An 18,368-nucleotide genomic window follows, 5' to 3' on the forward strand; every position below is an offset into this window, starting at 1 on the left:
AGCACATCAGCCCGCTTTTATCGCGGGCTGTCATTACAACACCTGATTTCTACCTGTACGCTTAGCTCTGTACATCGCCTTATCCGCTGCCTCAATCATTTGCTCAGCAGCGCTATACTGCGCATCCTCGCTACTCGCTACACCCGCTGAAAAGGTGCATTTAAAGTGTCCGGCTCCATCGCCAAAGTTTAACAGCCTGAATGCGTCTAATATTTGCTGCGTTAACACAACGGCCTCAGGTCTTGGGCAATTTGGCAACACTAGCATAAACTCTTCACCACCATAGCGGCCAGCTTTGTCGGTTTTACGGATACGTTTACGTAACAGGGTCGCCAAGGCAGTAATGACCAGGTCACCCGTGGCATGGCCATAGTTGTCGTTAACGGCTTTAAAGTGGTCAATGTCCAGCATAACCACACTGCATGGCTTGCCGTAACGTTGGCTGCGTTCAAATTCCAGTTCAGCAACCTGTTTAATGGCACTGTGTTTTATTAAGGCCGTCAGGCTGTCTTTTTCAATCAGGCTTTTTAATTGCAAGCTGCGTTGAAGGCGGGTTTTAATAGCCTGCACCAGCTGGGCATCATCAATTGGCTTGGTTAGAAAGTCATCGGCGCCATAGGCCATAGCACTAAGTTGCAGTGTTTTGTTTATTTCAGAAGATAAAAACACGATTGGCAAACGCTTCAGCGACGGATATTGCCGGATAACGCCCGCCAATTCGGCGCCGGAGTATTCCGGCATATACATATCCATCAGTAATAAATCCGGTTGAAATACCAAAAGCTCAGCAATGATCTGCCTCGTATTGGCAATAATATGAGTTTCTATGCCGGCACTATTTAGCACTAAGGCATAGTGCTGTGCTAACAGCTGGTCATCATCAACAATAACAACCCTGCCGCTTTGCTTGTTACCATGCTCTAACAGCTCACTGATAGTGGCAATCATGTTTGGTATATCCAGCGGTGAGACAAAAAAAGCATCGGCACGATGCTGCACAGCGTTTATCCGCAGCGTAAACTCATCTCTGTCTGAAAGCACCAATAAACGGCTACGTAGCTGCTTTAGCTGCTTTAATAGCAGAGTTTGCTTAAATAACGAGTCACCGTTTTTTGCATGAATAACCGAAAATAGTACTGCAGGCGCTGTGCTTTGCAGCCGCGTGAGGCAGCTGTTAAAATCGTTAAAACATTCAACCTTGTGGCCAAATGCCTGTAATTGCCGCGTTAACTCCTCCGCCAACGTAGCAGATGTTAATAACAACCATACCGTGTCAGGCTGATGCAGTTTCTCTGCGTTTTCGGCTTCTTCTACGCTCACCTGTTGCAGGGCTGTCTGAACCGCTATATCAAATTCCAATACAACCTGACGCAAACTGGGCAATGCCTGCAGACGTTCATCATCGTCTTTGCTGTCAACCTCTATGGCTAATTGTTCAATCTGTCTGGCATGACTGCCAAGTACAGATTGGCCAAAGGTGCCACAGGCGCCAGCCAGCTTATGTGCCTCAGCGACCACGTCCGACAGGTTGCTGTGTGAGGGTTGCTCCATTAGTGCCAGCATCTTAGCAGAACGCTCAGGTAGGCTAGCTTCAAACCGGCGGCGCAAGGTAGCAAAAGCGGCAGACAAATCGGCTCTGGATTTCGCGTTACTCAAACGTTTACTCCTTTATTATCTGCAGACAACGCTATTCCGGCGATGGGCAAGCTGACTACGAAGCTGGTTCCGACACCCGGCTGAGAGCTAAAGTTAATACTGCCCTGCATTTGCTGCACTAACTCCTTACAAATTGCCAGCCCCAGACCGGTACCGCCCTTTTGCCGCTGATTAGAACCATCGGCCTGAGCAAACCGCTCAAACACACGGTGCTGAAACTCCTGCGCTATACCGGCACCTTTATCCGACACTATAATCTGAACCTTATCTTCCTGCTGCTGCGTAACCAACTTTACTTCGCTGCCGGCAGGTGAAAACTTAATCGCATTTGACAGTAAATTTGTCAGCACTTGCTGCAAGCGCAGTGCATCAGCCAGCACTATTGGTGTATTACTAACTTCAATAACCAAATCAACATGATGTTGCATTGCGAACGGCTGTAAATTATCCACCGCTTGCTGAAGCTCTGCTACTACCGGCAGCGGCTGGATATCAAATGGCATTTTGCCTGCTATTAACTTTTCCATATCCAGTAAATCATTAATTAACTGCGCTAAGCGCTCACTGTTACTTGAGGCTATATTCAGTAAACGATGCATAGCATCTGGTGCCTGGCCCAGCTTGTTAGAGTTAAGTAGACTTAGCGCACCTTTAATGGCAGTGAGCGGAGTGCGTAATTCATGGCTCACCGTCGAGATAAATTGGTCTTTTAGTTGTTGTAGTTCAATGCGTTCGGTAACGTCCTGCACTGAACCAACCATAATCTGCTGCGGGTTTTGCTCTTCAGGCAGCATTTTTGCCAGCTCATGCACCCAACGTATGCTGCCATCCGGCCTGATAATACGGTGCACTACGTCGTGCAAGCCTGTTTCCAGCGCTTTTTGTTCACTATTTGCAACCAACTGCCGATCATCCGGGTGCAGTGTACTTTTAAATAAGGCCACGCTGGGAACCACAGATTCCTCCAGGCCAAAGATCTGGTAAATTACCGGCGACCACCAGAGCTCACCGGTTTTTAACGAAGCCTGCCAAAAGCCCATTTGCGCAGTTTCACTGGCGATATCCAGCCGTTGCTGGCTAAGTCTGTATTCTTTATTTAATCGCTCCAGCTCTAAATAATGCTTTTTCTTGGCAGTAATATCTTCAATATAACCGTGCCACAAAGTACTGCCATCCGGCATCCGCTCAGGTGTGGCGCTACCAGACAGCCAAACAGGATGACTATCATTTGAGAAAAACCGGTATTGGTGTTGCCATACCGATAAGTTATTGGCTGACTGCTCAATGCTTTGCGCTAAGCCTTGCAGATCATCCGGATGCATTTTACTGAATAAAAAAGTTGCATCGTGTTTAACGTCTTCGGCAGAAACGCCATAAATTTTTTTAATATTGTCACTGGCATAAGGGAATGCAGCCCGGCCATCTGGCCATTGCTGATACTGGTAAACCACGCCGGGCAGCTGTGAGGTTAGTTTTAAAAGTTGCTGTTTCAGGCTTTTTTCTTCAGTAATGTCCAGAATAAAACCATCCAGACAAATAACCTCACCATCCTCGTTATATTCCGCCTGGCCACGCTCCTCAACCCAACGCGTAGTGCCGTCTTTGTGCAACACCCGGTATTGCAATAACCAGTTGCGCTTTTCGGCTATAGCACTGTTTACATCAAGTTCAAGGCGGCTTTGATCCTCCGGGTGAATAACACTGGCATAGCTGCGTATACTGTTGTTAATAAAATCGCTGGCCGGATAACCGGATAAGGGGTCAATACTGCCGCTCATAAACAACATGGTCCAGTCTTTGTCAGCTTTACAGCGGTATGTAATACCGGGGATGTTAGCTACCAGCGCTTGAAACTGATCACGACTGGCTTTTAAGTCCTGCTCAGCCTGCTTTTGTTCGGTAATATCAGCATGGGTGCCATACATCATTAACGGCTTGCCATCTTCGGTCCAGTTGATTACCCGGCCCCGGTCATGTACCCACACCCAATGACCGTCTTTATGTTGCATCCTACATTTACAGTCATAAAACGGCGATTGGCCAGCAAAATGCTGCTCCAGTAAACGGCCGGACTCTACCAGATCATCCGGATGCGCCAGCTTAAGCCAGGTATTAATATCTATTGGCCCAAGCTCGTTTAAGGTATAACCAACTATCTCGGCCCAACGTTCATTAAATATCGTCTCGCCCGTTTGCACATTCCACTGCCAGGTACCAATACGGGTACCTTCCAATACCGAGCGATACATCAGCTCACTGGCGGCTAGCTGGCTGTGAGCTTGCTCCTGCAACCGGTCACTAATCTCCTGCTCCACTGCATCAGCAAAGCTGCGTAAAATTTGCCGCTCAGTAGCAGTTAACTGGCGGGGGTGGGGCTCTATGATGCATAAAGTGCCTATACGCTGGCCGTTAAAGTGCAGCGGCGCACCGGCATAAAAACGGATAAAGGGTGCCCCAGTAACCAGGGGGTTGTCAACGAAACGCGAGTCCAGCGAAGCATCCGGTACTTCAAATATATCGCTGGCTAAAATAGCGTGGCCGCAAAATGAAATATCACGGCCGGTTTCGCATGCATCTAAACCCTGACGCGACTTAAACCACTGCCGCTCAATATCAACCAGCGATATCAGCACGATATCGGTATGCAGGCACTGCTTTACCAAGTGGGTTAATCTGTCAAAACGGGGGTCAGCCTCAGTATCAAGCAAGGCCGCATCTGAAAGTGCCTGCAGGCGTAAGGTTTCATTTTCTGGCTTTACCGGTGACTGCATTATGCCCCCAACGACGTTGAATGATTTGCCTCAGCGGGCAACTCAGTGCCAGTTTGCCCATCATAACGCTGAAAACGCAACCAAAACGTCGCACCTTTACCGGCTATTGATGTAAAACCGATTTGCCCCGCCATTTTTTCCGTCAATTCTTTACTGATTGCCAAGCCAAGGCCGGTGCCCCCCTGGCGGCGGGTATTAGCAGCATCACTCTGAGCAAACTTTTCAAAAATGCGCTGTTTAAAATCGTCAGCTATGCCGTCACCCTGATCAATGACATCTACTTGTATCGTTGCAGTGTCAGCATAGGCCCGCACAGTTACCGATGCGCCTGTAGGTGAAAACTTAATGGCATTTGACAATAAGTTAGTGGCCACCTGCACAAAACGGGCAGCATCCAACTTTGCCAATAACGGCACTGCTGCAAAATCGCTAACTATCGTTACTTTATACTGTGCTGCATAACCGGCAATGTCGTTAATTGCCTGCATCAGCAATGGCTGTATTGGTTGCAGCTCAAGTGTAAGCTGAAACTTGCCTGCGGTAAGTTTTTCGATATCCAGTAAATCATTAATTAGCCTACCCAAACGCTTACTGTTACTTTCCGCCAGTTGTAGTAAGTTAGCCACCTTTACCGGCAGCTCTCCGAGCTTGCCAGAGTTTATGATACGCAAAGCGGCATATAAGGACGTAAGCGGTGTACGCAGTTCGTGGCTTACTGTCGAGATAAATTCATTCTTCAGTTTTTCGTGGCGATTACGCTCAGATATATCTTTTGCCACGCCCAAATAGCCACTAATATCACCAGTTGCTTCAACAATAGGCGTAACAGTAAGCGATACCGGCACTCTGTCGCCATCTTTACGTACATAGTGCCATTGCCGGGTTTCGCTGCCTTGTTGTTCAGCCATTACAACAAAAGCCCGAAAACCAGTAACTGGCTGCTGCAACAGCTCTGTTAATTGCTGCGATCGTTGTTCAACCTCTTCAGCTACATGCAAAATAGCCGGTGTTTGCTTACCAACCAACTCCTCTGCGGTGTAGCCCAGTAGCTTTTCGGCACCACGACTAAAATAACTGATCTGCCCGTCACTATTGGTGGCAATAATAGAAAAATCGGAAGCCGCAGCTAAAATGGCCTCCAGTTGGCTATTAGTCTGCTGTAATTGCTGAGTTCTTTCATCAACTTGTCGTACCAGGTCCGATTGATTCGCCTTGCTGATATTAAACGCTGATGTCAGCTCACGGCTCATAGCCCGCAAATTTAGTCCCAGGGTGTTATATTCGGCAACGATACTCGCCGGTATGTCAGTTTCTGCACCAGAGGCAATATTCACCTGCAACTTTTCGCTGACAAGTGCCAAGCGGTGTAAGGGGCCACTTATCGCTTTGCTAAGCCAGTTGGCTATCAGAGTGGCCAGTAATAAAAAGCTCACCATTAGTAACAGCTGCCTCGCACTGTCCTGTTCCAGTTTGGTCATCACTTCTTTGGCACTGTGCTCCAACACTACAGCGTTAATGCCCGGTAAGTCAGCTGTAGGATGCACTAAAACATAGCGGCTTTGCCGCCAACGCTGCAGTAGCGGCGATATAGCGACGGGTTGCCAGTGCGAAAATCCCGCTTCAGCTATGTGGGCAGTTGATATATCAACGCTTTTTATGAAGCCTGCCCGACTAACAACACTGCCGCTTGAATACAACAACTGCACGCCGTAGCTGTCATCTGGTAGTACAGCCTGCAGCAGCTTAGCTATATCTGCCTCATTGACCGGCTGCCCCAATGTCTGCAATTGCTTTTGCACAGTGACAGCTAACAACTGCAATCTCTGTTCAACACTGTACATGTACTCGGCTTGCAACTTGCGCGCATCCAGCAGTAAGGGTACAAAACCGGCAAATAAGGTTAAAGCAATCAGAATATGAAATAACCACTGGCGTAAACTGGTAAGCGGCAAGGCCAGATGCCGGCGGATCGGCTGTTGCGACTGCAACACCAGTATCAGCAAACTAGCCAACAAAACATTAAAAACGCCATTTGTCATCTGTTTAAGCGCAATAAGCACTGAGGTCTGCCAGTTGATGTCCAAGCCATAGGTATACAACAAACTGACAGCAGGTAAACCGGCAACTAACCAGAATAGCAAGTCTTGCTGGACCAGATTAAAACCTTTGTCAGGCCGCCAGCGCCAGCTTAACCAGATAATTTCCGCTGTAAAAACCAGCAAGGCGTAGGGATGCCCCCAAATAGCAAGCGTTACAGCTGCAGCCGCACCACCGGCAATAATGGCTGCCACCCGACCTAACACTAACAACGCCAGCACCGCTACAGCTGAGCCAAAAATAAACTCGACACTGAAAAACAGCGGTAACCGGGTGTAATTTAAGCCAACTGCGGCGATTAAAAATAGCAAGACAAGCATCATATAGCCGATACCCGCTTTGCTTATAACGCCCTGCTTAGCCGCAATTGTCATAATACTAAACCTTTAACCGGCGGTTCGTTAAACACTATGCTGTTGATACAGTTGGCTTAAAGTGTCGCCAAGCTCCATCGGCTCAAACGGTTTTTCAATGATGCCTACCGCACCAGCATCTAAGTAACGCTGCTTTTCAGCTTGTTGGATTTTTGCCGTCATAAATACAACCGGTGTTTTTGCTAATGCCGGAATTTGCCGAAGCGCTGCCAAGGTTTGCAAACCATCCATTTGCGGCATCATTACATCAAGCAAAATAAGCTGCGGCGCAAATGCCTCAGCCTGCGCCAGTGCGCTCTGGCCACTTTCACAACTTAGCAAGGTAAAACCGGCGACATCGGTAAGCGCAATTTCTGCCACCGCGCGGATCGACTCATCATCTTCTACATGCATTACCCGTTCAAGCGCCATATGCAGCCTCTTCTATGCTTAATTAAGAATATTTTTTAAATACTTTGCCAGTACTTCAGTATTAATACGGCTTTTACTGTATACCGCCCGCACTTTGGCTTTATTTTCCGGACTGAGATCTTGCGCGGAAAAAATCACTACCGGAATATCGCCCTGAGTAGCTGCTATATCAGGCAACACATCGATACCATTGCCATCGGGTAGCCCCAAATCCAGTAAAATTAAATCGAACCTTTGCTGTTGTAGTATTTTTTTTGTCTGTGCCAGTGATGCTACCGCCTGATAATCGCACAGATTTTCCAGCTGCATGCGCATAATAGTGACAATATCCTGATCATCTTCAATATGTAAAATGCGTTGATAGCGATTTGATGTTGGCAACTGGCTTAATAGCTGCCCCAGCTTAACACTGAGCAATTCTGGGGTAACCGGCTTTTCCAGCCAGTCGAGTGCGTGGGCCAGCGCTGCTAACTGTAATTTGCCATGCTCGACAAAAGCCGAAATCACCAGCACGGGTAAATTGGCGGTTAAGGGGGCGTCACGTAAACGCAGAAAGAAATCGGCGCCACTATCGTCTTGTAGCTTCAAATCCAATGTCATAGCGACATAGTGGCCACAGCGCAGCTTTTGCCAGGCCGTTGTAGTATCTCCGGCCCAGTCTGGCGCATAATGTTCGGCACGCAAAAACTCACACAATAGGTGTGCTGTGTCAGCATCATCCTCTAACACCAGCACGGCATCACCTTTTACTACTTGTATTTCAGGCTGATACAACGGCAGTTCCAGCCAGAATGTGGCCCCCTGGCCGATAGCTGAATTGACACCAACTTCACCACCTGAATGCAGCGCAATTTCGCGACTTATAGCAAGACCAAGGCCAGTACCACCTTTAGCTTTGTTATCAGCGTGATCAAGCTGGGAAAATCGTTTGAACAGCTGCGACTGGTCGGCTACGGCAATACCAGGCCCCTCATCCCGTACCGATATTCTCACTTTTTGTCCTTGCAGCTCGGCGCTTAGTATCACTTCAGCGCCAGAGGGGGAAAATTTTACTGCGTTAGATAAAAAGTTTGCCAACACCTGCTGAATACGGGCAGTGTCTATCCATAACTGAACATCAGGCACCGTTTGTAAAGTTAACCTAACGTTATGCTGCTCTGCGAAGGGCTGATGCTGCTCCAGCGCCTCTTGCAAAAGGCGTGGTAAAGCTACCGCGACTTCATCAAAGCGCATTTTACCTGCCATTAGTTTTTCAATATCCAACAGATCGTTAATCAGCAGATTTAAACGCTGGCTGTTTTTGTGGGCAATACTAAGCAATTTCTCCGCTTTTGGGCTAAGCGCACCACCGGCACCACCAAGTACCAAACCGAGTGAGCCACTGATTGAAGTTAATGGTGTTCTGAGCTCATGGCTCACAGTAGAGACAAAGTCATCTTTGAGTTTTTCTATCCGTTTAACTTCGCGGATATCCTTAATAATGGTCCAGATAAACTTTTCGTCCCCGGCATCACTAAACAGCACACCATTCAGTTCTATGTCTATCAAGTCACCATTTTTATGACGGTATTGCTTAACATAAGGACCGTAGCGGCCGGTCTCTGTAAGTGCTTTTAGCTGCTGTTGCTCTGCATCGGCATAACATTCCGGGGTTAAATCCCAATAACTAAGCTGTTTTAACTCCTCTGGTGTATACCCCACCAGCTGCTCCATGGCGGGGTTTGCTTCAATATAAGCCCCATCACTAAAACGGTTTAATAAAATAGGCAGCGGCGACAACTGATACAGCGCCGACAGTTTTTGCTCTGATTGTCGCAGTAAGGCTTGCTGATCTGCTATCTCATACAGTGCCTGGCGGCGCAGGTACGAGACTAATAACACCCCCAGCGCCAGCAACAATAAGGTTGCGGCAAACCAAATTAGCCAAATAAGTTTGTTCGCTTTTTGCTGGGTATTAATTTGCGCTGTAACATCCTGCCAGCTTACGCTAAGTAAGCGGGCCTCGGCCTGGTCTTCACCCCAAACCTGCATTGGCAGCAGCGAGACTAAATATTCTCTGCCATCGTAATTAAGCAGCAACTGCTGCTTTTGGGTTAGCTGGTAAGGCAAGGCATTGGTGTCAAGCCAGTAGCGCAACAGCTCAGATGATTCAGCTGTGCTCCAGCCTTCACTTTGATACCAGTTTTGCTGCATGTCTTTATTCAGCACAGACGTGATATCAGATGCCACCAGCAATGCCATCGACATCTCAGCTGAATCGTTTTCACTGTCGCCGGCTGCCAAACCGGTTTGAACCTGTTGAAATACTTTTTGTAAATCTACGCCCAGCTCAACAGCGCCCTGCACTAAGCCCTGCGGGTCGGTTAGCGGCACAACAGCGCGCAGCCCCAAACCATGCTTGCCAAGTTCAAGACCGACAGCATTTTTACCGCTGTTAAGGCTGTGCATTACTATAGGGCGTAAATCTGCCAGCCGGTCGCTGTGGCGCTCTGGCCGATGCGCGCGTAAAAAGGTGTAGGCATCAGGTGCCAAATGCAAATGCAACTGACTGGCAGCATAAGGCAGTAAAGTTTGCCAGTAATGGTTTATTAGCGGTAAAGCCTGTTGTCGTAGCGTATCAAGCCTCGTTGCCGGTTCGTTTGCACGATAGCGCTCAGCCGCCGCCAGCAGTAATTGTTTTACGTGCTGATCAGATGCCACAAGCTGCGCCGCTATCATCACCTGCTGCCTGGCATCATAATTTACTTGTGCTAACTGGTTTAATTGCAACTGATGTAAGTGGCTTAGCCGCGTGTCAAAGCTCTGCTGGCGTTGCTGCATGATATACCAGGCCGACAGCAGCATAACCAACAGCACGGCGCCTGTAACCAACAGATAAAGGTTAGTGTTCGAGAAATAGCGCTGCTTTATTTTATTAATCATTACATTAATCAACCTGGTGACGTTGTCTCAGCATTGACCAGCCGATATTGAATTGCAAGTGTGCTGCGAGATAATCATTTTTACAGGAAAAGTTACGTCAGCCCTCATTTTTGAACACTGCCAACACAGTGGTAAACCAAAATGTCGCACCGCCGTCTTCACTCTTTTGATAGCCAATATCACCACCCATTAACTCTGTCAGCTGTTTACAAATAGACAAACCCAGCCCTGTGCCCCCATATTCGCGGCTTATACTGTCATCCTGCTGGCGAAATTGGCTGAACAGTAATGGAATAAAACTGTCAGCTATACCTGGCCCTTGATCGGCAATACTGACTTTGGCAAAGCCAGCCAGGATTTCAGTCTCTATTTTTATTTCGCTGTTGGCAGGGGAAAACTTTTTCGCGTTTGACAGTAAATTAGACATAATTTGCAAAAAACGGCCGGCGTCTGTCTTCACCAGCACATCAGGCACGGGCAGCTCCAACACTATTTGTATCTGTTTTTCCGGCAGGTAATACAACTGCTCATCGATTGCCTGTTGTAACAAGCCAACTAAAGATTTGGTCTGTAACTGCACAGACACTTTACCGGCAGTCAGTTTTGAGAAATCTAAAATATCGATAATCAGCTGCTGTAACCTGTCGGCATTTTTTACAGTAAGGTCGAGCAGTTTTTGGCTCTGCGCCGTAAAGATGGTGTTTTTATCAATTTTTAACAGCTTAAGCGCGCCAAGAATCGATGTCAGCGGCGTTCTGAGCTCATGGCTGATATTGGCAATAAAGTTATCCTGCAGCGCCTGATATTGCTTACGCTGCTAAATATCCGTGACGATAACAATATAACTGAGCGATTTTAGTGTTTGCTGTGGTGCCAAGCGCCTTAACTGCAGTTGCACTGCAATATGACGACCATCATTTTGTTGTAGCTCTGTTTCAATATCGTACTGCACGGCACTAAGCTGATTGCCATTAGACTCTGCAGTTAATGATAAGGTGTGAAGTATGTCATCGGGTAAACTTAACCAGTCCGTTATCCGGCTTTTAGTGAGCGCCTGCGCTTCTGCACCAAAAATTAACTCAGCGCCAATATTGGCAAATTCAATACTGCCCCCCGCAGACAGCGCCAAAATGCCGACATCTTTTACGCCATCCAGTACCGTTTGCAGAATTTTCCGATCAGACTCGGCAGCTCTGGCAAACTCCTGCATTTGCTGCCGGTTTTTCAATAACTGCTGTTCAAATTCGGCTCTGTGCTTTGCCGGCAACAACACCCAACGGTAGCAAGCCTTATCACCAAACATACCTTGCTGGGCATTTAGCAACATTGGAATTTGTAATGCAGCTGCTCCTTTTACTTGCAGATAAATTTCTTTAACCACACCTTCGTTACGTAGCATGGGCAAAATGTGCGTTTGCAAAAAAATCTGCCCGGCACGGGGCAGAAGCTGATCCAGCCGGTCAGGCAGCGCCGCTGCTGTTAAACCAAACGCCGTTTGCGCCCATTGATTAATAAACAACATGGCCCCGCCGGGACCTGTCACTATTACCGCGCAAGGTAACGCATCCAGTTCAGCCAGGTGGTTCAACAGTGTAATTCCTGCTGCAAAAAGTGTTGCATAGCGTCAATCACTAACGCCGGATGGCTCATATGCGCAGCATGCCCTGCCACGTCAAGGATAACAAATTGACTGTTTTTGATTTGCTGGTGCACAAACTGCCCCACGGCAACTGATGCCAGGGCATCCTCTTTGTGCTGTAATATCAATGCTGGCACTGAAAGCTTTGCAAAGTCAGCTCTGTTATCAGCAAAAAAAGTAGCTTGTGCAAAGTGCCTGGTTATAACGGGATCGGTAGAACAAAAGCTGTCGGAAAGCTGGCCAGCAATAACAGGATCTGTGCCAGCGCCAGCAACAACCGGTGCCAGATAGTTGGCCCAACCAAGATAGTTTTGGTCCATCAGTTCAATCAAACCGGCTAAATCTTCTTGCTCAAATCCGCCGGCGTAATCAGGAGGCATATTTAAAAAGCACGGCGATGGGCCAAGTAAAATCATTGACTTAAACAACCCTGGCCTGCGGTTAGCGGCAAGAATGCCAATGCTGCAACTGACTGAATGCCCAACAAAAATAATATCGCCAGAGAGTTCCAGCGCATCGCAAATTTCAAGTATATCGTCAGCATAGCCATTAAGGTCGGCGTAACGCGAAAAACTGTACTGGCTGATATCTGACTGACCACTTCCAACAAAATCAAACAACACTTGCCTGCTGCAATGCTCAAAGGCTGGGGTAACTGCGGCCCACATGGCCTGGCTACAGCCAAAGCCATGGGCATACATAATGATGGGCTCGCTCTTTGAACCAGTGATTTTTACATTGTTTCTTTGCAAGACATTCATAATGCACTCCAGAAGGGGCAGATATGGGCAACCTTAAGTAACAGCAAAGGAGCATAAGGTTGCAACTAAGATGCAGGCTATCTGAATATATCTACTTCAGTACCTGTTTGCCACCAATCGGGTCACTTTGTTTATCCAGCAAATACACCAGATGCTGATATTCAATACCACTGTGGCGCGATAAGCCAATTTCACAGCTGCGGCTGGTCGACACGCCTTGTGAGCAAGCACTTACCTGCGGTTTTAACGATGATAATGCCGAGGCGTTAAGCTCGGGCAACATAAAGCCTTTATCACCGGCAAAGCCACAGCAGCTAATGCCCTCTGGCACCACAACCGCGTTAGTGCAAGCGCTTATTAGTCGCTGTAATTTATCGGCCTGACCCAACTGGCTGGCACTGCAGGTAATATGCAATGCCACCGGCTCAGCAACGGGTGTGAAGGTTAATTTTGGCAGCACCTTATCATGCAAAAAATCGACGCTGTCATAGATGCGCAAGCGCGGATCCAGCTTGCCACGCAGCGTTAAACTGCAGGGGCTGGTATCACTAAAAATTGCTATCTCGCCGTTATTACTGACCTTAAGCAGCCACTGTTCCAGCTCGCGCTGTTTATAATCAGCGGCGGCAAACTGGCCTTTAGATTGAAACGGCATACCACAGCATTGCTGCGCAATGCCTTCTGGCATAATTAACTGATAACCAGCTTTGGCCAGTAAGTGGGCACTTACCTCTGCCAGACTGCGTTTATCTTTGCTGTTGGTCGCAGGCCCCATAACCCGACCAGAGCAAGACGCCAGATAGATAACAGGCGTCAGACCTTTATTATCCTGAGTGGTTAGTTTAACCACATTCGCTGTTGGCATAGCCCTATGCCAGCTCGGCAGCACGCTACCAAATAGGTTGCCAACACCCAGACCTAAACGGCTGATAGCGGCAGCAACACAAAAATGCCGCGCGATAAAGGCAGCCACTCCCTGCCATGGCCGGTTAGTCACCGCGCGCAGCTGGCGGGTTAAGTCACCGGTGTTAATGCCGACCGGGCAGGCGGTGCTGCACATACCACAGGCGGCACAGGTGTCGGTACCGGCATACTGATAAGCTGCACTGAGTTGCTTTAAGCGCTTTGCATCATCACCTGAAGCAGTTAAATGCGAGATTTCACGCTGCGCCACTATGCGTTGGCGCGGTGTTAGCGTGAGCTTACGCGACGGGCATACCGGCTCACAAAAGCCGCACTCAATACATTTATCTACCAGCGGGTGAGTTGCCGGTAAGGGTTTTAAGTTTTGCAGGTGCAGCTGCGGGTTATGGCTTAGCACCACCTCAGGGTTAAGAATATGCTGCGGGTCAAGCAGCTTTTTAATTTGCCACATTAACGCATAGGCTTCAGTGCCCCATTCCAGCTCGACAAAGGGTGCCATATTGCGCCCGGTGCCATGCTCCGCTTTTAACGAGCCACCAAACTCTACTGCCACCAGCTGTGCTACGTCCTGCATAAAAGCGTCATAGCGCGCTATCTGTGCCGGGTCGTCAAAGCGTTGGGTAAAGACAAAATGCAGGTTGCCCTCCAGCGCATGGCCGAAAATAATCGCCTCATCATAGTGATATTTATCAAATAGTTGCTGCAGCCGTGACACCCCTTCAGCCAGTTTTGCCAGCGGGAACGTCACATCTTCAATGATCACTGTCGTGCCGGTTTGACGCACCGCCCCTACCGCCGGAAAGGTACCTTTGCGAATGGCCCACAGCTGGTTATACACCGCAGGGTCGCTACTAAATTCAACCTGCTGCTCCAGCTCAAAGGCGCTCAGGCTATTTGAAATTTGTGTCAGCTGTTGCTGTAACAGGCTGGCCGTTATTGCGCTGCTTTCTATCAATAGCGCACAGGCATTATCAGATAAGCTTTTTACCCAGGCCGGCATACCAGCTTTATGCTCAACCGAGCGCAGGCTACGCCGGTCGAGCAGCTCAACCGCCGACACCGGCTGCTGTTTTAATAGCGTTACGGCACGGCAGCAGCTTTCCACACTGGGAAAAACCAGCACGCTGCTGGCGCGATGCGGATATTCCGGCACTGTATTGTAGGTAACGGCGCTGATAAAACCGAGGCAACCTTCCGACCCCACCATTAAATGCGTAAGAATATCAATCGGATCAGTAAATTCGGTTAAGGCATTTAAGGAAAAGCCAGTGGTATTTTTTAAACGGTATTTATGGCGGATTTTAGCGCTAAGTTCGCTGTTGGCCCGGGTTTGTGCGCCCAGCAATTCGAGCTCTGCCAGCAATTGTGCGTGGCTTTGTCGAAATGCCGTCACGCTTTTCGGGTCTTCGGTATCCAGCACAGTGCCGTCAAACAATACCAGCCGCATCGCTGCCAGCGTATTAAAGCTGTTGTGCGCGGTGCCACAGCACATGCCGCTGGCGTTATTGGCGACGATGCCACCGATTTTGCAGCTGTTAATTGACGCCGGATCAGGGCCGATTTTACGCTGAAACTTTGCCAGCACACTGTTAGCCGCAGCACCTATCACGCCTGGCTGCAACCGGATTTGCTCTCCTAAGCCACGCACGTCGCGCTGCTGCCAGTTTTCACCCAGCACCAGCAGCACCGAATCGGTTACCGCCTGGCCGGACAAACTGGTACCGGCAGCACGAAAGGTTAGCGGTACTTTATACTGATTGGCCAGCTTTAGCAGCGCCACCACTTCAGCTTCGCTTTCAATACGCAGTACCAGCTTGGGCAACAAACGATAAAAGCTGGCATCAGTGCCAAAAGCTAAGGTTTGCAGCGGATCATCAAAATAACGCTGTGGCGGAATAAGCTGTTTAACGGCCTGAATAAACTGCGGGTGCATGCAAACCTCTGGCAGCAAAGCGTAATGAGCTGATTAACCGATAATAAAGGATAGCGCCGCACTTTGCATAAAGTTTTATTGCTTCCAACTAAAAAATGTATAAATTATTCATAATAATACAGCCTCAACCCCAATAAAAAAGCCGGCATATCGCCGGCTCTATCAGTGAAGTTGAGACTGTTACTCTGGTGCTTTGGATACGCCGACCATCGCCGGACGTAATAAGCGACCGTTTAGCTCGTAGCCTTTTTGCATTACAAAGGTGACGGTATTGGGCGCTACATCAGCAGAAGGCTGAATGCTCATGGCCTGGTGCAATTCGGGGTTAAATGGCTGGCCTTGCGGATCAATCTGGTTAACACCAAATTTTGCTACCGTATCCAGAAAGCTTTTCAGTGTCAGCTCTACACCTTCAACGACACCCTTTAGCGCTTCGTCTTCACGGTTAATAAAGCCCAGTGCCCGCTCCAGGTTATCGACTACAGGCAGCAAATCACCGGCAAATTTTTCCAGCGCAAATTTGTGTGCCTTTTCTACGTCCATACTGGCGCGACGGCGCACATTTTCAGATTCAGCTTTAATGCGCAGCATCAAATCCTGCTGCTCAGCCAGTTGGGCTTTACTTTCAGCCAGCTCGGCTTCCAGTTTGGCGATAATTGCCTGCTCACCCGACAACTCCACCGTGTCGGCATGTTCATTCGCGGCCTGAGTTTGCTCAGTGCTGTTATCAGTTGGCTGTTGTTGCTCTGTCATGCGTTACTACTCCCAAATTAAGTAGGTGTATTATGGGGATGGCTGGCGCCGATTCAAGTTTAAATTTAACTGCCGGGCGCAGGCCTCCACCAATGGAATTAAACGGGCATAGTTCATCCGCCGTGGCCCGAGCAGAGCAATAAAGCGCTTCGGCTGTTGCTGATAACGCTGCACTATCAGACTGACGTTGGCCAGTTCAATAAAGCCCGACTCTTTACCCAACAATAATTTCGGTTGTTCATCCTGGGTTACGGTCTGTAACAAACGCAGCAGGCCCTCGGGTTGCTCCAGCATTTGCATTACTTGCTGCAGCGCCGGGTTTTGCTGATATTCCGGTGTTAGCAGCAGTTGGTGCTGGCCGTAAATCAGCGGTTGGTGCTGCTGCAGTTCATCTAAGCTCAGCTGTCCCAGCACTTTTTGCAGCAGTTGCTGACATAAACCGGTTTCACCGCGCACCACAGCGCCCAAACGTTCTATACCGTCCTGCCACTGGCCTCCGCCACCTAAGGCGGCATTTAGCAGACACAGCACTTTACTTAAGGTATTACCGTCAATCGCACTTTCGCAGTGCAGTACCCGGTGCAAAATATCACCGTCTTCATCAATCACCACCAGCAACAAGCGGTCACTGGCCAGGCGCACCAAATCAATTTGCCGTACAATACGGCCATCGGCTTTAGGTGCGCTGATAATAGCCACAAAGCCCGTCAGGTTAGTGAGCAACTGCCCGGCCTGCTGACACAACAGTGACACCGGCAACTGCGGCGTCAGCTTGCGCTGCAGTTCATTCTGCCAAAAACTGCTTAGCGGCTGCAATTGCAGCATCTTGTCGATAAACAACCGGATACCGGCCGTGGTAGGAATGCGACCAGCCGAGGTGTGCGGTGAGCGGATCAGCCCCTGTTGCTCCAGCGCCATCATGGTATTGCGCACCGTTGCCGAACTCACCGCCAGCTGGGCATTGTCTGCCAGCAACTTCGACGATACCGGTTGCCCGTCCAGCAGATATTGCTCAACAATCAACTTTAATATCAGCTCAGGTCTGCTCAGGGTTAACGTCATTCGACTTACTCAGTTTGTCATTGTGCTTGGATATGGGGGCATTGCCGGTCAATTCAAGCACAATTCGCCGCTAGTGTCCGGCGCGTGCTGCCGTTATACTGCGGTTATGCCTTGTAAGGAAACTGCTATGCCACATGCTTTTCACACTGTCGGCCTGATTGGTAAACCACACCATCAGGGTGCCAACAATACCCTGCTTGCTTTGTATCATTTTTTACAACAGCAAGGGCTGAAAGTTTATATTGAAGAGCGTGTAGCGCAGTCGCTGACGCTGGCCGATGTCGAAGTGCTGGACTTGGTTGAGCTGGGCAAAAAATGTGACCTTGCCATTGTGGTTGGCGGTGATGGCAACATGCTTGGCGCCGCCCGGGTGCTGGCACGCTTTGACGTGGCCGTGCTGGGCGTAAACCGCGGCAATTTAGGCTTTTTAACAGATTTGGCGCCAGAGAGTTTTCAGCAGCCGCTAAGCGAAGTGCTGGCCGGAAATTTTGTTACCGAAAAGCGCAACCTGCTGGAAATCAGCGTGCAGCGCCATGGCAGCATTAAAAGCAGCAACAGCGCGGTAAACGAGGCGGTACTGCACGCCGACAAAGTGGCGCATATGATCGAGTTTGAAGCCTATATCAATGACGAATTTGTCTACAGCCAGCGCTCTGACGGCTTAATCATTAGCACCCCCACCGGCTCTACCGCTTACTCTTTATCAGGCGGCGGCCCTATTTTAACGCCGGATCTGGACGCCGTAACGCTGGTACCAATGTTTCCGCATACGTTAAGCAGCCGGCCGCTGGTAGTATCGGGCAACAGTGAAATCCGCCTGAAAGTGGCCAGCACTAATGATGCCCACTTACAGATCAGTTGCGACAGCCACGTAATACTGGCGGTTATGCCAGGCGACGACATTTATATCCGTAAACACCCCACCCCGCTTAGACTGGTGCATCCGCCCGGCTACAGCTATTTTCATGTGCTGCGCAATAAGCTGGGCTGGGGCAGCAAACTTTATTAGTCCCTGCTTGCTAAATGCCCAATTCCTGTATAAAGTTACTGTATAAATAAACACTG

General features: G+C 49.0%; 12 protein-coding genes and 1 pseudogene. 1 reads left to right on the plus strand and 12 read right to left on the minus strand.

Annotated features, from left to right (window positions below):
- Positions 1–33: 33 nt before the first annotated feature.
- The 12 genes and pseudogenes from EYB30_RS10945 to hrcA all read right to left on the minus strand — a co-directional run bounded on the left by EYB30_RS10945 (position 34) and on the right by hrcA (position 17,303).
- Positions 34–1,656, minus strand: coding sequence for a diguanylate cyclase (locus EYB30_RS10945; protein WP_166838949.1), 1,623 nt, complete (start codon positions 1,654–1,656; stop codon positions 34–36).
- On the minus strand, positions 1,653–4,427 hold the full coding sequence (locus EYB30_RS10950) for a PAS domain-containing protein (RefSeq protein WP_166838950.1): 2,775 nt from the start codon (positions 4,425–4,427) through the stop codon (positions 1,653–1,655). The genes EYB30_RS10945 and EYB30_RS10950 overlap by 4 nt, the downstream gene beginning before the upstream one ends.
- On the minus strand, positions 4,427–6,898 hold the full coding sequence (locus EYB30_RS10955) for a sensor histidine kinase (RefSeq protein WP_166838951.1): 2,472 nt from the start codon (positions 6,896–6,898) through the stop codon (positions 4,427–4,429). Before EYB30_RS10955 ends, EYB30_RS10950 begins: the two co-directional genes overlap by 1 nt.
- 27 nt (positions 6,899–6,925) lie before the next feature.
- The gene (locus EYB30_RS10960; RefSeq protein WP_166838952.1) at positions 6,926–7,309 is read right to left on the minus strand and encodes a response regulator; all 384 of its coding nucleotides are present in this window, start codon (positions 7,307–7,309) and stop codon (positions 6,926–6,928) included.
- A gap of 18 nt (positions 7,310–7,327) precedes the next feature.
- A complete protein-coding gene (locus tag EYB30_RS10965) occupies positions 7,328–10,231 on the minus strand; it encodes an ATP-binding protein (RefSeq protein ID WP_166838953.1) in 2,904 nt (967 codons plus the stop codon).
- Positions 10,232–10,328: 97 nt separating this feature from the next.
- Complete coding sequence (locus tag EYB30_RS10970; RefSeq protein ID WP_166838954.1) at positions 10,329–10,811, minus strand: sensor histidine kinase; 483 nt, start codon at positions 10,809–10,811, stop codon at positions 10,329–10,331.
- Positions 10,812–10,832: 21 nt separating this feature from the next.
- Positions 10,833–11,027 (minus strand): annotated as a pseudogene (locus EYB30_RS18805) (sensor histidine kinase); the annotation flags it as partial.
- 21 nt (positions 11,028–11,048) lie between these two features.
- Entirely contained in the window at positions 11,049–11,753 is a 705-nt protein-coding gene (locus EYB30_RS10980) for a nitrogen regulation protein NR(II) (protein WP_166838955.1), read from the minus strand.
- A gap of 62 nt (positions 11,754–11,815) precedes the next feature.
- On the minus strand, positions 11,816–12,631 hold the full coding sequence (locus tag EYB30_RS10985; protein ID WP_166838956.1) for an alpha/beta fold hydrolase: 816 nt from the start codon (positions 12,629–12,631) through the stop codon (positions 11,816–11,818).
- Between the two features lie 91 nt (positions 12,632–12,722).
- On the minus strand, positions 12,723–15,488 hold the full coding sequence (locus EYB30_RS10990) for an FAD-binding and (Fe-S)-binding domain-containing protein (protein WP_166838957.1): 2,766 nt from the start codon (positions 15,486–15,488) through the stop codon (positions 12,723–12,725).
- Between the two features lie 180 nt (positions 15,489–15,668).
- Positions 15,669–16,241, minus strand: coding sequence for a nucleotide exchange factor GrpE (gene grpE / locus EYB30_RS10995; protein WP_166838958.1), 573 nt, complete (start codon positions 16,239–16,241; stop codon positions 15,669–15,671).
- Between the two features lie 30 nt (positions 16,242–16,271).
- Positions 16,272–17,303, minus strand: a complete 1,032-nt coding sequence (gene hrcA, locus EYB30_RS11000) for a heat-inducible transcriptional repressor HrcA (RefSeq protein ID WP_166838959.1) — start codon at positions 17,301–17,303, stop codon at positions 16,272–16,274.
- A 127-nt stretch (positions 17,304–17,430) separates the two neighbouring features.
- On the opposite strand from hrcA, the gene nadK reads away from it, so the two are divergent.
- Entirely contained in the window at positions 17,431–18,312 is an 882-nt protein-coding gene (gene nadK / locus EYB30_RS11005; protein ID WP_166838960.1) for an NAD(+) kinase, read from the plus strand.
- The last annotated feature ends 56 nt before the right edge of the window (positions 18,313–18,368 follow it).

Source organism: Rheinheimera pleomorphica (assembly GCF_011634895.1).
In the GTDB taxonomy this organism is placed as follows: Bacteria; Pseudomonadota; Gammaproteobacteria; order Enterobacterales; family Alteromonadaceae; genus Alishewanella; species Alishewanella pleomorphica.

Coding starts and splice junctions, on each gene's coding strand:
- EYB30_RS10950 (WP_166838950.1), bottom strand. CDS start 4,427: ATGCAGTCACCGGTAAAGCCAGAAAATGAAACCTTACGCCTGCAGGCA.
- EYB30_RS10955 (WP_166838951.1), bottom strand. CDS start 6,898: ATGACAATTGCGGCTAAGCAGGGCGTTATAAGCAAAGCGGGTATCGGC.
- EYB30_RS10960 (WP_166838952.1), bottom strand. CDS start 7,309: ATGGCGCTTGAACGGGTAATGCATGTAGAAGATGATGAGTCGATCCGC.
- EYB30_RS10965 (WP_166838953.1), bottom strand. CDS start 10,231: ATGATTAATAAAATAAAGCAGCGCTATTTCTCGAACACTAACCTTTAT.
- EYB30_RS10980 (WP_166838955.1), bottom strand. CDS start 11,753: ATGTTGTTTATTAATCAATGGGCGCAAACGGCGTTTGGTTTAACAGCA.
- EYB30_RS10985 (WP_166838956.1), bottom strand. CDS start 12,631: ATGAATGTCTTGCAAAGAAACAATGTAAAAATCACTGGTTCAAAGAGC.
- EYB30_RS10990 (WP_166838957.1), bottom strand. CDS start 15,488: ATGCACCCGCAGTTTATTCAGGCCGTTAAACAGCTTATTCCGCCACAG.
- grpE (WP_166838958.1), bottom strand. CDS start 16,241: ATGACAGAGCAACAACAGCCAACTGATAACAGCACTGAGCAAACTCAG.
- hrcA (WP_166838959.1), bottom strand. CDS start 17,303: ATGACGTTAACCCTGAGCAGACCTGAGCTGATATTAAAGTTGATTGTT.
- nadK (WP_166838960.1), top strand. CDS start 17,431: ATGCCACATGCTTTTCACACTGTCGGCCTGATTGGTAAACCACACCAT.